14 protein-coding genes are annotated in these 18554 nt (G+C 52.8%); 4 read left to right on the forward strand and 10 right to left on the reverse strand.

The genetic code is table 11. The features are described from left to right. Positions 1 to 185 precede the first annotated feature (185 nt). Positions 186 to 1073: a LysR family transcriptional regulator gene (locus KB559_RS16570; RefSeq protein ID WP_211023186.1), complete on the forward strand. Its 888-nt coding sequence runs from the start codon at positions 186 to 188 to the stop codon at positions 1071 to 1073. A gap of 282 nt (positions 1074 to 1355) precedes the next feature. Here the strand turns inward: KB559_RS16570 and KB559_RS16575 are convergent, their stop codons facing one another. The 6 genes from KB559_RS16575 to KB559_RS16600 all read right to left on the reverse strand — a co-directional run bounded on the left by KB559_RS16575 (position 1356) and on the right by KB559_RS16600 (position 9600). Beyond that, entirely contained in the window at positions 1356 to 1811 is a 456-nt protein-coding gene (locus tag KB559_RS16575) for an ArsR/SmtB family transcription factor (protein ID WP_211023056.1), read from the reverse strand. Between the two features lie 2 nt (positions 1812 to 1813). Continuing rightward, a complete protein-coding gene (locus KB559_RS16580) occupies positions 1814 to 2239 on the reverse strand; it encodes an SRPBCC family protein (protein WP_211023057.1) in 426 nt (141 codons plus the stop codon). A 183-nt stretch (positions 2240 to 2422) separates the two neighbouring features. Further along, the gene (locus KB559_RS16585) at positions 2423 to 4534 is read right to left on the reverse strand and encodes a glycoside hydrolase family 36 protein (protein WP_211023058.1); all 2112 of its coding nucleotides are present in this window, start codon (positions 4532 to 4534) and stop codon (positions 2423 to 2425) included. A gap of 140 nt (positions 4535 to 4674) precedes the next feature. Continuing rightward, positions 4675 to 5994, reverse strand: a complete 1320-nt coding sequence (locus KB559_RS16590; RefSeq protein WP_211023059.1) for an extracellular solute-binding protein — start codon at positions 5992 to 5994, stop codon at positions 4675 to 4677. A gap of 137 nt (positions 5995 to 6131) precedes the next feature. After that, positions 6132 to 7781: a response regulator transcription factor gene (locus KB559_RS16595; RefSeq protein WP_211023060.1), complete on the reverse strand. Its 1650-nt coding sequence runs from the start codon at positions 7779 to 7781 to the stop codon at positions 6132 to 6134. Beyond that, entirely contained in the window at positions 7774 to 9600 is a 1827-nt protein-coding gene (locus KB559_RS16600) for a sensor histidine kinase (RefSeq protein ID WP_211023061.1), read from the reverse strand. The genes KB559_RS16595 and KB559_RS16600 overlap by 8 nt, the downstream gene beginning before the upstream one ends. Before the next feature lie 206 nt (positions 9601 to 9806). On the opposite strand from KB559_RS16600, the gene KB559_RS16605 reads away from it, so the two are divergent. The 3 genes from KB559_RS16605 (at position 9807) to KB559_RS16615 (ending at position 13771) form a co-directional block, all read left to right on the forward strand. Continuing rightward, positions 9807 to 10694 (forward strand): carbohydrate ABC transporter permease, encoded by an 888-nt coding sequence (locus KB559_RS16605; protein WP_211023062.1) that lies wholly within the window; start codon positions 9807 to 9809, stop codon positions 10692 to 10694. Then, positions 10694 to 11524: a carbohydrate ABC transporter permease gene (locus KB559_RS16610; RefSeq protein WP_211023063.1), complete on the forward strand. Its 831-nt coding sequence runs from the start codon at positions 10694 to 10696 to the stop codon at positions 11522 to 11524. Before KB559_RS16605 ends, KB559_RS16610 begins: the two co-directional genes overlap by 1 nt. Positions 11525 to 12721: 1197 nt before the next feature. Next, entirely contained in the window at positions 12722 to 13771 is a 1050-nt protein-coding gene (locus KB559_RS16615; RefSeq protein WP_211023064.1) for an LLM class flavin-dependent oxidoreductase, read from the forward strand. A 71-nt stretch (positions 13772 to 13842) separates the two neighbouring features. Here the strand turns inward: KB559_RS16615 and cobA are convergent, their stop codons facing one another. The 4 genes from cobA to nirB form a co-directional block, all read right to left on the reverse strand. After that, entirely contained in the window at positions 13843 to 14634 is a 792-nt protein-coding gene (gene cobA, locus KB559_RS16620) for a uroporphyrinogen-III C-methyltransferase (RefSeq protein WP_211023065.1), read from the reverse strand. Then, positions 14631 to 15515, reverse strand: a complete 885-nt coding sequence (locus tag KB559_RS16625; protein ID WP_211023066.1) for a formate/nitrite transporter family protein — start codon at positions 15513 to 15515, stop codon at positions 14631 to 14633. The genes cobA and KB559_RS16625 overlap by 4 nt, the downstream gene beginning before the upstream one ends. Positions 15516 to 15533: 18 nt before the next feature. Next, positions 15534 to 15851, reverse strand: a complete 318-nt coding sequence (gene nirD, locus KB559_RS16630) for a nitrite reductase small subunit NirD (protein ID WP_211023067.1) — start codon at positions 15849 to 15851, stop codon at positions 15534 to 15536. A gap of 74 nt (positions 15852 to 15925) precedes the next feature. After that, entirely contained in the window at positions 15926 to 18367 is a 2442-nt protein-coding gene (nirB, locus tag KB559_RS16635; RefSeq protein WP_211023068.1) for a nitrite reductase large subunit NirB, read from the reverse strand. Positions 18368 to 18554: the final 187 nt, after the last annotated feature.

Consider the following 18554-nt stretch of genomic DNA (forward strand, 5'->3'; position numbering starts at 1 on the left):
GCCATGTTGTTCACTCCAAGCCTGTTGAGTTAGAAAGGATCCGCGCGGTCTGTACGTTCATGTTATCTCCGCAGGCCAGGAAAGTGAAATACGAATCAGCTATCCCTATCATCAGAAATACTAATGATTGGATTGTTGCGATCATGGGGTAGAGATAAAATGGAGTGAGAGAGGAAGTGAAGGACTTGATCGTGGAAACACTTCGCGTATTTGTAACGGTGGCCGAGCAGTGCCATTTCTCCCGGGCGGCCGAACTGCTAAACTTGTCCCAGCCGGGGGTCAGCATGCATATCCGCAATCTTGAAAATGAATTCGGAGCCCAGCTGTTGAACCGCTCCCCTAAGCATGTGAAGCTGACGGAGGAGGGCGAGATCTTGTACCGCCAGGCGAAGCAGATTCTGGCATTGTATGAGGATGCGAAACAGGAAATCCGGCTGCTGCATGAGATTGTGACCGGCTCCATTCATATCGGCGCCAGCTTTACGATCGGAGAATATATTTTGCCGCGTCCGCTGGCGGAGTTTGCCGCAGCCTATCCGGAAGTGGAATTGCAAGTCATGATCGGCAATACGGAGGAGGTCACCCGGGACGTCCGGCTCAGCCAACTCGATCTCGGTCTGGTGGAAGGCGAAGTTCCCGATCAATCCGATCTGCAGGTTACGCCTTACATGAAGGATGAAATGATCGTGGTGGCCGCTCCCGAGCATCCGCTGTCCTCGCTTCGCCGGGCGGAATGGTCCGATCTGCAGGACAGAGTCTGGGTTTTGCGGGAAAGCGGCTCCGGCACCCGGGCATTCAGCGACCGTTTCTTGCAGGAGCGCGACCTGAGCATGAGACATTCCTATGTCTTCAATAGCAGCCAAGGCGTAAAGGAAGCGGTCGCCGCCGGTCTCGGCATCGCCCTGCTCTCCCGCTGGGTCGTCCGTAAAGAGCTCGCCGTAGGTGAGTTGCTCGAAATCGAAACCAACGGCGCTCCTTTGCAGCGCAATTTCTCCCTGATCCGAAATAAGCAGGCTTCCCCCACTTTAGCCGTGGATATGTTTCTTCAGAAACTGTTGCAGAAGGGTAACTAGCAGAACACTAGAAGGATTATGTACATAGGCGGCGCATAAGTCGGCTTTAAGAAAAATAACGGGAATTTCTGCAGTTAATTTCACCCGATCTCTAGATAAGAAAAAAATAACTGGAAAACCTCCAGTTATTTTTTGTGTTTTTATTACTTTGGGCTAAATACGCTCGGAATAACTGTAGGTTCTGCAGCTAATTCGGCAAATGAAGCATTTACGGACCAATTAGCTGTAGATTTTCCCGTTAATTTAATTCGTTGGCAGGCCAAGATTCAGTCGCGGAGCTATTCACTCCCCGGATCTCTCCTCGTTGTCCGATTGCGGCAATGTTGCCTTATTAGCCGGAGCCTGCAAAGACGAGGGCGAAGGCCCTGCCTCGGCCAGACGGAGAGGAGCGGCCGCTTCCGTTGCCATGCCGCTGTCCGAGTCCGCTTCGACATAATGCTTCAGCATAGAGAGCTTGTTCTCCCAGAAGCGATCGAAGTAGGACAGCCAGCGCTTCAGCTCTTGCAGCGGATCGGCGTCAAGCCGATAACGGGTCTCCCGGCCAACCTTCCGTTCCCTTACCAATCCGGCATCCGTAAGAACGCGCAGATGCTTGGAGACGGCAGTCCGGCTCATCGGAAAATGGCCGGTGAGGTCCTTTAGCGGCAGCTCGCGGTCGCCGAGCAGGCTCAACAATTTGCGCCGGGTCGGATCCGCGACCGCCTGGAACACATCCTGCTTCGGCGCGGCGGCCGGCATCGTCAACCCCCGACGTAGGCGGACAGCTTGTTGACCAACCCGCCCCAGCCTTGGTCCATACGGTCGCGCACGATTGTATGAGGCTCGCCGAACTCCGTAACCTGATCCGCCGTCCAGCCGCCATGAATCACCGTAAACTCAATTTGCCCCTCTATTTCCACCAGTTCAAAAGTAAGCGTCCAGTCTTTGCCCCAATTAAAGGACAACTTGTTCGGAGGATCTACTAGCGTTACTTTACACGGGGACTCCCCGAAAGGACCTGCCTGCAAATGAAACTCATGCCCGACCACCGGCTTAAGATCATTCGGCATAAACCAGGAGGACAACCCCTCCGCAGTTGCTACTGCTTCCCAGACCTTCTCTGCCGTTGCATGCAATAAAATCGTATGCCGGATGTCCGGCAATGTGCTGTTTGCGTTATGTTCCATAAATATAAATTCTCCCTTCAGATTGATATCAAAACCAGAACACACAAACCAGAAATCTAAAATTAGAAACCATTTGGTTTCATTTCGTGATTTCATTATATGAAACCAATTGGTTTCATGTCAACCCAAACGAAAGACCGTATTCCCCCATAGGTTGTGAATACGGTCCTTTCTTCATTCCGCTTATTCTTTTATGCGGATTTCAAACAATCTCGCCGTCTTCACGGCCGGCAAGCTGACTTTCAACTCCCCGTCCGCCGGGTTCCAATGAAACTCACCCGCAAAGCCCTGAGGATAAGCACAATGTACATCCAGCTGCTTACCCTTCAGCCAATTCAGCGGGATGACCTTCTCCGCCCGACTGCCCGACTCTTCGGACCGTACCCGCCAGACGGCCAGATACACGCGGTCATCCTTGCGGAGTCCGAGACTGACCCAATCGTCCTGCTGCGTCGGCAAGCCGAGCGGCCAGAACGGCAGCGCCTCCGGAATATCGCCGCGGATCGTTTTGTAGTAATCGAGCGCTTCCTTGACCAGCTCCCGGCGCCGCGGGCTCAGTTCGGCAAGATGTCCGCTCTGATGGACACGAAGCAGCAGGGCGTTCACCATGTTGAACACGACCTCTTCGTCATCGCCCTCCCGCAGCGGATACGACCAGATCGCCGATTGCTCCGGAGTCAGCGCGGACGGTGATGCCGCTGCAATGGCCGCATAGTTCACGTAGTCCTCCTGATCCGAGGTGGACTGGATGCTGTGCCGGCTAAGCATGGCATAGTCCATTCGCATACCACCGCTGGAGCAGTTCTCGATGACCAGATCCGGGTAGCGGGCGAAGATTCCGTCCAGCCATTCCAGATAGGCCCGGTTATGCTGCAGAAGCCCGTCTCCGAAGCTGTCCGCTTCGCGCTCGGTCCCGATTCCCGCATTAATGTTATAGTCCATCTTGATATAGCCGACCCCGTAATCCTCGACCAGGCGGCGGATCACTTCCGTCGCGTGCGCGGTCACCTGCGGATTGCGGTAATCCAGTTGATAGCGGCTCCGGTCCTTAACCCGTTTGCCATGCCGCATGAAAAACCAGCTGTCATCCGTTTCCTTCAGCTTCGGACTGTTGATGCCCATGACCTCCAGCTCCAGCCATAACCCCGGGATCATTCCTTTGGTGCGGATGTAATCCAGCACGTATTTGATTCCCTCAGGGAATCGTTCCTCGGACGGCAGCCATTCTCCTACGCCATCCCACCATTCACCCGGCGCATACCAGCCGGCATCGATACAGAAATACTCACTCCCTACCTCAGCGGCAGCATCAATAAGCGGCAGCAGCTTGGCCGTTGTCGGGCTGCCCCACAGGCAGTTCATATAGTCGTTGAAGATGACGCGCAGCTTACGGTTATCTTCATTGGGTCGGCGAATCACCCGCCGATACCGGGTCAACGCCCCGATCGCTTGCTCAAAGCCTCCGCTTACCGTCCCCACAGCAACCGGTACACTTACAAATTCTTCTCCAGGCTCAAGCTGAACCCACCAGTGATTATCATGCTCAGTCGGGCCGCTGATGAGCAAATTAAGATGATTATACTGATCGATGATTTCCCAGTGCCAGGAGCCGTTATGCTCAATTTGCCAAAAGAGACTCGATCCCGCTTCCTCGTTTTCCAGCACCGCCATCGGGATGTGCTCGGCGGCCGACCAGGAGCCGGTATTGCTGCAGGACACCCGCTTAGAAGTACGGTCCGTCAAATGCGACAAACCGAGCTCCGGAAGACGGTAGGATCTCCATTGAAGTTCGCTCTGCCACCCGGTGTGCGGAAGGAACAGCTTCATTTTGTCATCCCGGGAAGCTTGGCCCTCTTTATCGATCCCAGTCAATGCAAAGCTGGAAACGTACTCCACGCCCAAGGCTTCCGTTCCGTCATTGCTCAAGACCGCCCAGACCCGCGCAACCGGAATTCCATCATAAAATTGAAAATGCTGAACCGCCCGCAGCGAAGTCACCGGGTCCTTCAAGCTGATTTCCAGCTTGCGCCCGATTGAATTCCGGGTATCCTCATGACCGTCATATTGCATGCGCAAGCCCGGATAGGTCGCCCGATGCGTTCTTCCGTGATACTCCGCTCGGTCTTCTCCGGTAAGCTGCAGTTCCATCAGCCGGAAGCCCGGCTTTTGCGCTTCAGTCACCGTCTGCGCATCATAGGGAGTTGCCCCGAAATGAAGCAGCCGCACATCTTTCTCCCCGGTCACTTCGAGAACCAGATAAAGTCCGTTTTCCGAAAAATTATAAATTTGGGACATTGTCGTTCACACCTGCCTTCTTTGTAATCCTCCGTAAAGGTGACGTAATCCTATGAAGCTAATTTTATTACTACCGTATCCAAAAATAAACAAAACGCAGCACCGCCCGGTGCTGCGTTTTAGTTTAAGCGGCCTTTGTGTTATTGAGCAGAGCCCAATTGCACCCAAGCTTGCTCGATTTCAGTTACGGCTTGGTCTTTGTTTTTGCTGCCGCCGATGTATGCTTGCATAATTTCACCGAATTTTTGATGGAACGTATCCAGCGAGTAGTTGATGGCCAGATCGCCCGACGCTTGAGTCTTCAAAATTTCGTCCATTTGTTTCGGCATATCCAAATCCGGAAGCGGAGCATCCTTGATTGGAGGAATTACTTTGGCTACGCCGGAGAACCAGTTTTTCCCGTATTCCGAAGTGTACAGCCAGTTAAAGAATTCGATCGTTTCTTTAGCGACCTTGGAATCTTTGTTAATCCGCAGCGCTTGGTCGGCACCGGTAATAATCATGGATTGCTCGGCCTTGTCGCTGACAGGGTAACCTGCGATGCCGATTTGGATGTCCGGCGTAATTTTCTTGATCGCTTCTTCATCCCATGCGCCTTTACCGTTCAGAATCGCGGCTTTACCCGAAGCAAAGTCGCTGACTTGCGCGTTGCTGTCGCGTTCGAGCGGCTTATCCGTACCATGTTTAATCGTAGTGTCTACATAAGCGAAGAAGTTGTTGTAGAGAACCGGATAATCTTTGATTTTTGCGTCACCGGCAATGAACTTGTCAACGAGCTCTTTTGGAGTCACGCCTGCGTCTTGAGCGGCGGCATCAACAAAATGTTGGAAAATGTGTTTCCATACCCACCATTCTTTATAAGCATTGGCGAAAGGCGTAATTCCTTTGGCTTCCAGCTTGGAGATGGCGTCGTCCATTTCAGCTGTTGTTTTTGGGAACTCCGTAATTCCCGCTTCGTCAAAGAGCTTCTTGTTGTAAACCAGCGAGAACAGATTGCCCTTAACCGGAAGTCCGAGCACCTTGCCGTCCGTGGAGCTCATGTTGGCGCGAACGGCGTCGGTCATGGCTGCCGCCAGCGGCTCATCGGTAAGATCTGCGCTGTACTCGGCATAGGTGTCGATGTCCCCGCCTGCCGTCGTCTGGAATACGTCAGGCGTACTGCCTGCTGCGATTCTCGACTTCAGCACCGTGTTGTAGTCGGCTTGCATGATTTCCAGATTAATCGTAACGTTCGGTTTTACCTTTTTGTATTCTTCGATGTAAGCATTAAACGCATTCGTATATTCCGGAGAAGCGGTGAACATGTTGATCGTAACTTTCTTGTTGTCGTTAGCGGCACCGTTGTTTCCGGTATTTGCTCCGTTTGCCCCTTCATTGGCACCGTTATTGCCGCCGCAAGCGGACAACAGTCCCATGATCAGAGTCAAGCTGAAAAGGCCGGCCCAAATCTTCTTTTTCATAAATTCAAACCCCGCTTTCTTGTGTATGTTGTCTAGAGGCCTTGCCTGCTATGGTCCTTATTCTAATGAAAAGGCAGCAGGATAAAAATGTAGATAAGTGATGATTTAAGGGTAAAAAAGTGAAGTTGTCATCCAGTTCACTTTTTGCCCTCTCCGGCACGTTGATTTCGGTATTCGGACGGCGAAACGGAATAATAATTCCGGAAGGCTTTGCTGAAATAGTTCTTATCCTTGTACCCGAGCATCTCTGAAATGTCCTGAATTTTCAGGGATGAATCGTCAAGCAATTGCTGGGCCTTGTCCATCCGAACCTTTTGCACATATTCATGAATTCCGTAACCGAACTGCTGCTTAAACAGCTTCATCAGATACTCCCGGCTGAGAAAGTACTTCTCCGTAAACATGGAAATCTTAATATCCTCAAAATAGTGGTTATCAATATACTCCTTGATATCATCCACGTTGAACGAGCGATCCCCGGCTATCGACTTGCGGATTTGCTCGCTGTAGTATTCCAGTATTCGCATGAGCAGGCTCTCGAATTCATCGAAAGTAGCGAAATCGGTTTGCAAACGGAAGGACCGAAGTGCCCGCTCTCCTCCGGAAGAAGGCATTTTGTCGGCAGGCACGCCCAGTTCCAGCGCGATATCGTTAAAAAGCACCACCATCTCGCGGATCATGCGATCGGCATCCCCCAAGCTGAACAGCCCGGAAGTCCTTACTTTCTTAATAAATTCTCCGAGTATGGTTTTTGCCTGATTCAGGTTCCCGGCTTCCAGTGTACTGCGCAGTATCGATACCCGCCCCGTCAAGGAATGAACATCCCGGTTCGGCAGCTTGTCCTGAGGACCGATAACCGCCTTACCTGTCAGCTTCAACAGATCGACCGCCTGCACCGAGGAACTGGCCGCTTCATAAGAATCGGCAAGCTCCAGGGCGTCGGAACAGGGCGTCCCCACCCCGCCAGCCGAGATAATGCCGAATAGCGAGCTTAAGGTCGACACCACTTTTTTTAATAATTGTTCCGATTGAAACAGAAGCTCTTGAGGATATCCGCCACGTGAAGTATAGACGGCTATGACTTCCCGCTCCTGCTTGGGATTCGCGAAGCTGAAGCACTGCAGACGATCGTCCGACATCTCGTTAATGACATTGGCGACGGCAAAATACAGCAGCTCGGTATCGGAGTTAAAGCGGCTGTCGCGGATCGACTCCATATTAAGAATGCGCAGCACAAACGCTCCGTAACGGAGGTTTTCGTCCTCCGCCCCGATCAGCGCCAGAAAGGCTTTGTTGCTCTGTTTTTTCAAACTGCGTTCTATAATCGATAAATAAATTTTTTCCTTCAGCTTCGGCAGCGACATATTGTAGGCGATATTGCGGGTAATGGATTCACTTCGAACCTGCCGCTTCGCCTCCAAAAGCCCGATCGCTTTGCGCAGCGCCTGATTCAAATCCTGCCGGTTAATCGGCTTCAGCAAATAATCGACCACCTTGGAGTGAATGGCCTGCCTGGTAAATTCAAAATCGTTGTACCCGCTGATGACGATCGTCAGCAGCTCCGGGTATTCCGACTCCACGATCCGCAGGAATTCCACCCCGTTCATCTCCGGCATTTTCATATCGACGATGACCAGATCCAGCTTGTGCGCCTTCAGCATTTCCAGCCCGGACACTCCATCCGTCGCTTCCAATACCTCGTCAACCTGCAGCCCTTCCCAATCGCCAAGAATTGAAATCGCCTCGCGCAGCGGCTCCTCGTCATCAATGATGAGCACTTTATACATGACTCTGGCCTCCCCGCGGAATCAGCATCCTCATTTTCGTTCCGTTTTCTCCGCTCTCTATCTCTAAACCGGCCTCTTCCCCATACAGCAGCTTCAGCCGGGTGTTCAGATTCTTCAGTCCGATATTCTCTCCTTCTTGCTCCTCCCATTCCGTGCGGAAGGACTGCAATACTTGTTCCATACGAGCCGGAGAAATACCGGGGCCGTTATCCTCCACTAGGATTACCGCATGACTCTCTTCCAGCCCGGCGCTAATTTTGATCGTGATTCCTATCGACACCTTTTCAACTGCGTGCTTGATCGAATTTTCAACTAACGATTGGATTGACAGTTTTGGAATTTGCAACTCCATCAACGACTCGTCCCACTCGACTTCAACCTCGAGCCGGCTGCCGAATCTCGCCTTTTGCAGAGCCAGATAACGGTCTATATGCCGCAGCTCTTCCTTAGCGTATACGATGTCTTTCCCGCTTATGCAATATCGGAGCGTGAAGGCCAGCGCGTCCACCATTTCCGCAACGTCATCATCCCCGCTCTTTAAGGCTTTGGTGGAAATGGCCTGAAGCGCATTATACAAGAAATGCGGATTTATCTCGGCTTCCAGCGCTTTCAGGATCGCGTTCTTCTCCACCAGCTTCATCTTGTACCGTTCATTGATCAAGTCGTTGGTGCGGGTGACCATCCGGTTGAAATGCCGGGACAGATAAGCCAACTCGTCACGTCCCTTCACCGGCGCCGTCACATCAAAGCTCCCTTCGCTGAAACGCCTCATTTGGCGGGACAGCTTCTTAAGGGGCTGAGTTATCGCGTTAGAGATCAACGTCACAAGAATTACGGATATTAAAAGAAACAATAAGCCTATGAGGTAATTCAGGTCCCGCGTTTTTCGCGCCGCCTCGTAGATGTTGCTGTAAGGGATCGGTTTGATCAGCTTCCACCCGTCCTGTTCACCGACGTTGTACACGATCAGGTACTTCTTATCCCCCGTAGTCCAGGTGATCGGCTCCCGCTCCTTCTGCTGCTCCAATCGAGGCAGCAAGTCCGCCTGCTTCATGCGGTTATAGAATTCCAGGTCGTCCGAGTGAAACGGGACGTTGTCGGGATCCAGGAACAAGAGATGCTCCCCGTTCTCAAACGGGATATCCTTCATAATTTCATTCTTCATGGTTGGCTTCAAATAAAAAGAAATAACCGCCCTGGGCTCCCTGGAAGCGATAGACCGGATCACGCGGTGATAAGCCATAAACCCGGGGTCGGTAATCGCGGAATACCCCGGGTTCTCATTCGGGTCGGCAAAGGATTGGTAGGACCGGTTGTTCGGACTTTCCATGGCATGCTTGTACCAGTCCTGATAAGGGATTTGAGCCTCATAGCTAACCTTCAGCTTGGTATCGTAAGCCTCCTGGGTAATTGAATAGTATTTTCCCTGGCCAATCAGGTAGATGTAGATACTGTTTAAATCATTGCGTGAATAAAAAAGGTTCCGCAGGTAATCCTCCAAATACATTTTGGAGGCGTAATCCTCATCTTCATTGATAATGGCCCGGACCAGATCGTCATAACGTATCTGCGGCAACGACAACTGCTCGATCCCGTCCAAATAATCCTCCAGGTTCTGATTGACCAGCTTTAAATTGTTTGCCGTACTGGACATATTGTGGTCGACGGATTCCCGTTGAATGATCTGATAGGAAATTATGGTCAAAGATCCGACAACGAGGATAATTATCGTGGAAAAAAACAAAATAAGCTTATTGACCAGCCGGCCCGACATTATGTCGACCAGGCTTCTGAAAGCTCTTCTTATGCGTTCGATCATGGCGCTCATCCTTCGGCGTAAAGCTTCGTGTTCACTCTTTTACAGTTCACCTTTTTACCCTTAACTGTTTTCTTAAATCCATTTAGGGCGGATTATTCCCTGCTCTATAATACATTATAGACGATGTTCAAAAAGTCAACTTTGAACCCGACATAAAGAAATCCATAGGCGACGCTACGTGTCGCCGGGAAAAAAGAGGTGCATTTATGTTTAAACAAGGGAGAAGACGGGCCGAAAGACTTGAATTCGGAGCATTTACGCTACCGATCCTGATTTGTGTAATCGCTGTATTTTATTATCCGTTCATTATGACGATTCGCTACTCCCTGACCAAATGGAACGGGATCTCCAAGCATCCGAAATTCGTCGGACTTGACAACTTTAAGCAAATTTTTATGGGAGACGCGAACTTCACGCACGCCGCCTGGTTCACCGTGAAATATGCCGTTCTCTATATCATTCTGGTTAATGTACTGGCCATTCTGCTGGCTTTGGTGCTGGACATGAAGCTGAAATCGACGAACTGGCTGAGAGCCGCTTTCTTTATTCCGTACATTCTCAGCTTGGTCATTGTCGGCTTTATCTGGAAATTTATTTTTATGCAAGGCTTCGAATCGTTGGGGGCAAGCACCGGCTGGGGCATTTTCCAGCTCAGTTGGCTCGGTGAACCGGGGCTCGCATTTATCTCTGTACTGTTCGTCTCCTTATGGCAATCGATCGGTTTTTACCTGGTCATTTATATTGCCGGTCTGCAATCGGTGCCGGATGACTTGAAAGAAGCGGCCACCGTGGACGGGGCCGGCCCGGTTCGCCGGTTCTTCAATATTACGCTGCCGCTGCTGGCACCATCCATTACGATTTCCGTATTTATGGCGCTGACCAACTCGATCAAAGTATTCGACGTCATCCTGTCGTTGACCGGAGGCGGACCCGGCGGAACTACTTATTCCGTGGCTTACGATATCTACCGCGACACTTTCCAGAACAATCTGTACGGATACGGCACAGCCAAAGCGCTTATTCTGTTCGTGGCCGTTCTCGTCATCACCGTCATTCAATTGACGATCTTCAAACGCAGGGAGGTTGAGGCCTAATGAAAACCAACAGAGCCGGACGCATCGTCCTTGAAGTCGTGATGGTCATTTTGTCCTTGATATTCCTGTATCCGTTGTTCCTGACCATAATCAATTCCTTAAAAAGCTTCTCCGAGGTCATGACCGACGTTATCGCGCTTCCGAAATCCCTGGTGTTCGAGAATTACTCATACGTTTGGAATTTCATCAACTACCCGCGGCTGTTCCTGAACAACGCCGTGATTACGATCCTGGGCCTGGCAGGGATCATTCTGGTCTCCTCCATCGCCGCTTATAAACTGGCACGGACGAAATCCAGAACAAGCTCGATCATCTATTTCCTGTGCATTATGCCGATGCTTATTCCGTTCCAGTCCATCATGCTGACCGTCCTCCAAATGGCGAAAAACCTGCATCTTTCTGAAAGTACCTGGGGACTGGGTATCATGTATTGGGGCTTCGGCGCACCGCTGGCTCTGTTCATCTATCATGGTTTCGTAAAAGGCATCCCTAAAGAAATCGACGAAAGTGCCACTATCGACGGCGCATCCGGATTCCGGCTGTTCTTCAGCGTAATCTTCCCGCTGCTCAAGTCCGTAACGACCACGATCATCATCATCGACGTCATGTGGATCTGGAACGACTTCCTGCTTCCACTCCTGATGGTCAACGGCTCGCCGGACACCAAAACGCTGACCCTGGCTGCCTACACCTTCGTCGGGCAGTACACCTCGGACTGGCAGTATGCAATGACCGCCATGGTGATGGCCGTCCTGCCTTCCATCGTCGTATTTATCTTCCTGCAAAAATACATCGTCAAAGGCGTTGTCGCCGGCGCGGTGAAAGGCTGATCCCTCCCGATCCGCTCTCGCGGATTGGAGAGAATGGGTTGGTGGATCGAACCGAATGGATTGAGAGAATAAGTAAAAGAAAAAGGATTGGCTAAAAACGGCTCAAAAGCACTTGGTGCTTGGCGGGCCGTTTTTTTTGTTGCGTAGGGTCGCTCGGTATATAGGACATTTGGGAGCTTGCTTAACAATCCGTTAGCCGACTTAAGATAAAGGCGGAAATCCCCGGACACACTTGGGACAAGTCCTTCGGGTGAGGGGATAGTTGCTTGGTGGCGGTGAGGTTGTTCGGGAGTGGGATAGTTACTTGATGCGGTGAGGTTGTTCGGGAGTGGGATAGTTACTTGATGCGGTGAGGTTGATCGCGAGTTGGACAGTTGCTTGATACGGTGAGGTTGCTTGGGAGCGGATAGTTGTTTGGCGGCGGTGAGGTGCTCGGGGGCAGGATAGTTACTTGATACGGTGAGGTTGCTTGGGAGGGGGATAGTTGCTTGGTCGGCGAGGTTGAATTGGAGGAGGATAGTTGCTTGGTGCGGCAAGGTTGAATTGGAGGAGGATAGTTGCTTGGTGCGGCAAGGTTGCTCGGGAGGAGGATAGTTACTTGATACGGTGAGGTTGCTTGGGAGGGGGATAGTTACATCGAGTAATTAGATTACTTTGGAACTGGCGCAAAGCCAATGCCTAACTAGCTTGGTGCAAAGTTGGAACTCAGGGATGATTATCCCTGCCTCAGGAGAAATTAACTGGATATTCTACAGTTAATTTCACTGATTCAGGCCAATATAACTAATTAGCTGTAAAACCTGCAGTTAATTCCCGCAATTAGCCTGCTAAACTGTAAAACATGCTAAATTAGCTGTAGGTTTTACAGTTATTTTTCTCAATCATTCCCTAATCCAAAAAATAGCTGCAGGTTTTACAGTTAAATTTGTTCATAAGGGGAGTTTTGCCCCATATAGACACGTACGCGCGGGATGCAAGCACTCAAACTTTGTGCAACTGCGCCAAACATCACCAACACAACACTAAAAACAAGGCATTTGCCTTTGGTTCCAGCCCATAACTTTCAATTCCCCAGTTACTTTTGGTATGATAGTGATCTAAAGTTCGTGAAGAGTGCATACCTTTCCTTAAACCGGAACCTAAAGTATGATCCCGCTGTTCACTAGCAAAACTAACTTATCAGGAGGTATCGAATTCATGTCTGATCTTAATTATGGTCTCCATTCCGCTACCGATTCCAATAACAGACGGCTGTCCACGATTCCCCTGTCCATATTGGATCTTGCACCGATTACCGCCGGAAGCACGGCGACTCAATCTCTGCAAAATACGCTCGACCTCGCTCAGCATGCCGAAAAATGGGGCTATCTCCGCTTCTGGCTTGCCGAGCACCACAGCATGCCCGGCATCGCAAGCTCGGCTACGTCCGTGGTGATCGGCCATGTCGCCGGCGGAACGAGCACGATTCGGGTCGGTTCCGGCGGCATCATGCTGCCGAACCATTCACCGCTCGTGATCGCCGAGCAGTTCGGCACGCTCGAGTCGCTGTACCCGGGCCGGATCGACCTCGGCCTCGGCCGGGCGCCGGGCTCCGACCAGCTGACCTCGCAAGCGCTGCGTCGCGGGCCCGGCAGCGACGGCCAGGATTTCCCGGAGCGGCTGCGCGAGCTCCGCGATTATTTCCAGCCCGTATCCGGCTCGTCGATGCGGGTCCGGGCCATTCCCGGCGAAGGCTTGAACGTCCCGATCTGGCTGCTCGGCTCCAGCGGCTTCAGCGCCCAGCTGTCCGCCGCGCTAGGCCTGCCGTTCGCCTTCGCCAGCCATTTTGCGCCGGATTACTTGCTACCGGCGTTCGATCTGTACCGCGGCCATTTCCGGCCGTCGGAATTTTTGGAGAAGCCGTATGCGATGGCCGGCGTCAACGTTATCGTAGCCGATACCGATGCTGAAGCACGCAGGCTGGCGACATCTCAGGAGCAGCAGTTCCTGAACCTGATCCGCCGCCGGACCGGGCAGCTCAGCGCCCCGGTCGACAGCATGGAGTCGATCTGGACACCGCAGGAAAAAGCGCTCGTTCAACGGCAGCTAGGCTTCGCCGCCATTGGCTCGCCCAAAACGGTACGCGCCCGGCTGGAGGAGATTATACAGGAGACCCAGGCCGATGAATTGATCGTCGCCGCCCAGGTATACGACCACAAGGCCCGCCTCCGTTCGTACGAACTGCTGGCCGAAATCAAAAACGGATAAGCTTTCGCAGCAAACACAAATAGACTCAAAATGCGTCTTGTACACAGATGCATTTTGAGTCTATTTTTTCACTAACCGATCCTAACCGCCGCTTGATGCTGAAGCTGGCGAAGCTGCTCCCGGATCGCAGCTGCTTCGCCAACCACGATCAGCGCCGGGTTGCTCAACTGGACGGCGGCGGCCAGCTTATGCACTTCCGCCAGCGTGCTAACGAACGTACGCTGGCGGCCGGTCGTGCCGCTCTCGATCAGCGCCGTCGGCGTGGTGCCGGCCTTGCCGTGCTTCAGCAGCTCGGCGCGGATCTCCCGCAGCTGGCCCACTCCCATGTAGATCACCAGCGTATCGACGGCATGGGCCAGCAAATCCCAGCGGATGGGCGGTCCGCCTCCGCCCGGCCCATCCGTTCCCCCCGGGCAGCGGCTGCCCGTAACGCAGGCGAACGACGCCGCTACGCCGCGATGTGTCAGCGGTATGCCGCTGGCCGCCGCCGCGCCGATCGCCGAGGTGATACCCGGGATCACCTCGTACGGAATTCCGCGGGCGGCCAGTGCCAGCGCCTCTTCCCCGCCGCGCCCGAAGACGAACGGATCGCCGCCCTTCAGGCGAACCACCCGTTTTCCTTCCAGGGCGTAATCGATCAGGCGCCGCTGAATCATCTCCTGCGTCATCGCGTGTTGTCCCGGCGACTTGCCGCAATAAATCCGCAACGCCCGGGCATCGGCGTACGAGAGCAATTCCTCGTTCACGAGGCGGTCGTACAGGATCACTTCCGCCCCGCGAAGAGCTTTGAGCGCCTTGACCGTGATTAATTCAGGGTCGCCAGGACCCGCGCCTACGATACTTACCAACCCCGGCCGGATCATACCCCATCCCCCGTTCCGGGCGCCGCCGCCGGAGTCAACCGATGATCCGGCACTTCCGGGGTACTGCGGACAACCGCAAGCTTGGAGCCAGAAGCAGCTTTCTTTTTATAAGAGACATACAATCCCAGTCCCGTAAACAACACGCCGCCTACAAGGTTACCGACCAAAACGGGAAGCTGGTTCCACAGCCACCAATCGGACAAACTGACATCCGCCCCCAACATCATTCCCGCTGGGATGACGAACATATTGACGACCGCGTGCTCGAAGCCTTGGCCAAAAAAGATTAGAATCGGCAGCCACATCGCCACAATTTTTCCTGTCGTAGAACGTGAGGTCAACGCCATCACCGCTCCCAGCGTGACCATCCAGTTACACAGCACCGCCTTGATAACTACCAGCCCCATGCCCGACAAACCCATGGATGCATAACCGATCGTTTTGGTCTCGCTGGCCTGGATCAGAGTCTGCACCATGGGGTGACTCATATCGGTACCCATTTTCGTAATGGTCAGGCCATACAGAACCGCATATACAGCACAACCCAGCAGATGACCGAGAATGACCCAGCCGAAATTCGCCAGCATCCTTGAGAATGTTGTCTTTCGTTCCAGAACCGCGAGCGGGATGAGCGCAAAGCTGCCGGTCACCAACTCAAGCCCGAGCAGAATGATAATCACGAAACCGACGGGAAAAATCAGCGCTCCCACCATCCCCAGCGAAGTCTGTGCCGTAGCGGTAAAAGCAAGCGTCGTGGCAAAGGCCAAAATCGCTCCGGCCAGAAACCCTTTGACAAGCATCTGAGAAACAGTCAACGAAGCTTTGTTCGCCCCTGTCTCAACCATCGATTCCAGCACTTCGGCAGGCTTTACATAATCCATCGGTCTCATCCTCCTTCTTTAATCCACGGTGATATATACGGAGCCGGTCTCGGCGTCCACTTCGGTCTCATAAACGGTTACCATTCCATGATCCGGCTCTTGAACTCGGCCCGTGTGCAGATTGATTTTCCAATCGTGAAGAGGGCAGTGAACCGAAGAACCGCACACCATCCCCTCCGAAAGCCGCCCCCCTTTATGAGGACAACGGTTCTCGATTGCCCGAACGCTCCCGTCGCTAAGCCGGAATACGGCGATTTCCTTATCCCCGACCGCAAGCGTACGCGCTCCTTGCCCATCAATCTCCTGCAATTGGGCCACCTTAATTTTCGTTATCATCGCCGTTCCCCTCCTATACAATATGGATAACACTTTCCGTAACAAGCCCGTTCGTTCCTCGAGCCGCCAATCGGTTATCCGATTACCGGCTGAACACTGGCCAACGGCTCAAAGTTTTTGCGCAGCGACTCAGTTTCGATAATCTCCTTCCAAGGGTCTGTCGTGCGGCTTAGCGTCTCTTCGATCCGACCAGCAAGCTTCTCCCGTTCCTCGCGGTTCTCCAGCACCGCCTTGATCGTACCGAGCCCGACACGCTCCACCCACTGTGCCGTACGTTCGTTCCAGCTGGCCTGCTCCCGGTAATACTGCAAGTAGGCGGCCGTCCATTCCATGACTTCATCCTCCGTCTTCACCGTGCAGAGCAAATCCGACGCCCTTACTTTCACGCCGCCGTTTCCGCCGACATAGATCTCCCAACCTCCATCGATGGCCACGACGCCCAAGTCCTTGATCGTTGCCTCTGCGCAATTACGCGGACAACCGGAAACGGCAAGCTTCACCTTCCCCGGCGTGTTAAGCCGTTCAAAAGCTTTCTCCAACCGAATTCCCATGCCGATCGAATCCTGGGTGCCGAACCTGCAGAAGGTCGAACCTACGCAGGTCTTCACCGTACGCAATGCTTTGCCGTAGGCGTGGCCGGAAGGCATATCCAGCTCCGCCCATACTTTAGGCAAATCTTCTTTCTTCACCCCAAGCAGGTCAATCCGCTGTCCTCCGGTAAACTTCACCATGGGAACATCATATTTTTCTGCAACCTCCGCGATTTTTTTAAGGTCGGCCGGTGAAGTCACGCCGCCATAGATGCGGGGCACAACTGAGAAGGTGCCGTCTTTTTGGATATTGGCATGGTAGCGTTCATTTACGAATCGGGACTCCTTCTCATCCACGTATTCCGTCGGCCACAGCATCCCCAAGTAGTAATTCAAGGCAGGCCGGCATTTGGAGCAGCCTTCCGGCTGGTGCCATTCCAGTACGTTCATGACCTCTTTGACACTTTTCAAGCCCATCGTTCTGATGCTCTCCACGATTTCTTCGCGGCCCAAAGAGGTACACCCACAGATTCCTTCTTTGACCGGTTCACCGGATATTCCATCTCCGTACAACTGGAGCAGCCCCTCCACCAGCGGCTTGCAGCCGCCGCAGGAGCCGGAGGCCTTCGTGCAGGTCTTAATTTCACCGACCGTACTGCAACCGCCTTTCACCGCTTCGACAATCGTGCCCTTGCTGACACCGTTACAGCCGCAGATGATTTCATCGTCGGCCATAGCCGATAATCTTGCCGCTTGGGATTCTCCTCCAGCACCGGCACCTCCCGCAGGAAATCCGAGCAGAAGCTCCTTTTCCTTTCCGGCAATCGACTCCCCATTCTTAATTTTCGAGAACAGGGAAGCTCCGTCTGTGGTATCTCCGAACAGGACGGCCCCGACCAGCCTATCGTCCTGCAATACGATCTTCTTATAAGTTCCGTCCAGATCATCTTGAATCCGCAGCGACCGCGTTCCGGGCACATCTTGGAAGAACCCTGCCGAAAACACATCCACCCCGGATACCTTCAATTTCGTAGAGGTGACAGAACCCTCATACCCGCGTGTCTCCACCCCGGCCAGCCGTTTGGCAAGGACCTGGCCCTGTTCATACAATGGAGCCACTAGTCCGTAAGCGATCCCCCGGTGCTCCGCGCATTCGCCGACAGCGTATATGCCCGGCATGCTCGTTTCCAGATAATCATCGACCACAATTCCGCGCTCCACTTTCAGGCCCGACGCTTTCGCCAATGCTACATTCGGCTTAATACCTACGGCCATCACGACCAAATCGGCCAACAGGGAGCTGCCGTCCGCAAAATCAAGTCCCTCGGCCCGACGATCTCCCCGTACACCGGCAGTTTGTTTTTGCATTATAAATTTCATGCCTTGGGCTTCCAGCTCCAGTTGCAGCATTTTGGCCGCAGGCTCATCCAGCTGACGTTCCATTAAATAAGAGTGAATGTGGATCACCGTTACATCCATCCCGAGATGAAGCAGTCCTCTGGCCGCTTCCAATCCGAGCAACCCGCCTCCGATAACGGCCGCTTTTTTATATTTCTTAGAGGCTTCCATCATCCGGTTACAGTCCTGAATGTCCCGGAATCCGATCACTCCCTCCTTATCCGCACCGGGGATCGGGAGAATAAACGGATTGGAGCCTGTCGCCAGAATCAGTTCATCGTATCCCGCTTCCACGCCCGCTTTGGAAATGACCTTCTTATTCCCGGTATCAATTCGGGTAACAGCGTCCCCAGTGTAGAGTCGGATCCCATTCTCTTTGTACCAATCCCAGTCGTTGATCACGATGTCCTTCATATTGGACCCGCCCGCGAGTACCGATGACAGCATAATCCGGTTATAGTTCGGATAAGGCTCCGCTCCGAAGACAGTAACATCATAAGTATCCGGCGCCAATTTCAACACATGCTCAATCGTACGTACACCCGCCATCCCGTTTCCTACCAGTACCAATCTCTTTTTCTCACCCATATCCGGTTCTCTCCTCCCGATCTTTCCTCTTCCCGCGAACTAATAAGAAACAGAAAAAGCCCGCTCCGCCTGGGAACAGACATGAAAATATATCCTTCATGCTGATCCCTAAATTGCGAAGACAGGCTCCGTTGCCGCTTCATACCGACACGTCATTGTGTCCGTAAAGAATATTAAATTTAATTTA

Origin of the sequence: Paenibacillus sp. Marseille-P2973 (genome assembly GCF_018101095.1) — a bacterium.
Classification (GTDB): Bacteria; Bacillota; Bacilli; order Paenibacillales; family Paenibacillaceae; genus Fontibacillus; species Fontibacillus vini.

Excerpts from the sequence above, each read along its gene's own strand:
- KB559_RS16595 (WP_211023060.1), bottom strand. The coding sequence starts at position 7,781 with ATGTATAAAGTGCTCATCATTGATGACGAGGAGCCGCTGCGCGAGGCG.
- KB559_RS16575 (WP_211023056.1), bottom strand. The coding sequence starts at position 1,811 with ATGCCGGCCGCCGCGCCGAAGCAGGATGTGTTCCAGGCGGTCGCGGAT.
- nirB (WP_211023068.1), bottom strand. The coding sequence starts at position 18,367 with ATGGGTGAGAAAAAGAGATTGGTACTGGTAGGAAACGGGATGGCGGGT.
- KB559_RS16590 (WP_211023059.1), bottom strand. The coding sequence starts at position 5,994 with ATGAAAAAGAAGATTTGGGCCGGCCTTTTCAGCTTGACTCTGATCATG.
- KB559_RS16580 (WP_211023057.1), bottom strand. The coding sequence starts at position 2,239 with ATGGAACATAACGCAAACAGCACATTGCCGGACATCCGGCATACGATT.
- cobA (WP_211023065.1), bottom strand. The coding sequence starts at position 14,634 with ATGATCCGGCCGGGGTTGGTAAGTATCGTAGGCGCGGGTCCTGGCGAC.
- KB559_RS16615 (WP_211023064.1), top strand. The coding sequence starts at position 12,722 with ATGTCTGATCTTAATTATGGTCTCCATTCCGCTACCGATTCCAATAAC.
- KB559_RS16625 (WP_211023066.1), bottom strand. The coding sequence starts at position 15,515 with ATGGATTATGTAAAGCCTGCCGAAGTGCTGGAATCGATGGTTGAGACA.
- KB559_RS16600 (WP_211023061.1), bottom strand. The coding sequence starts at position 9,600 with ATGATCGAACGCATAAGAAGAGCTTTCAGAAGCCTGGTCGACATAATG.
- KB559_RS16610 (WP_211023063.1), top strand. The coding sequence starts at position 10,694 with ATGAAAACCAACAGAGCCGGACGCATCGTCCTTGAAGTCGTGATGGTC.
- KB559_RS16585 (WP_211023058.1), bottom strand. The coding sequence starts at position 4,534 with ATGTCCCAAATTTATAATTTTTCGGAAAACGGACTTTATCTGGTTCTC.
- nirD (WP_211023067.1), bottom strand. The coding sequence starts at position 15,851 with ATGATAACGAAAATTAAGGTGGCCCAATTGCAGGAGATTGATGGGCAA.
- KB559_RS16605 (WP_211023062.1), top strand. The coding sequence starts at position 9,807 with ATGTTTAAACAAGGGAGAAGACGGGCCGAAAGACTTGAATTCGGAGCA.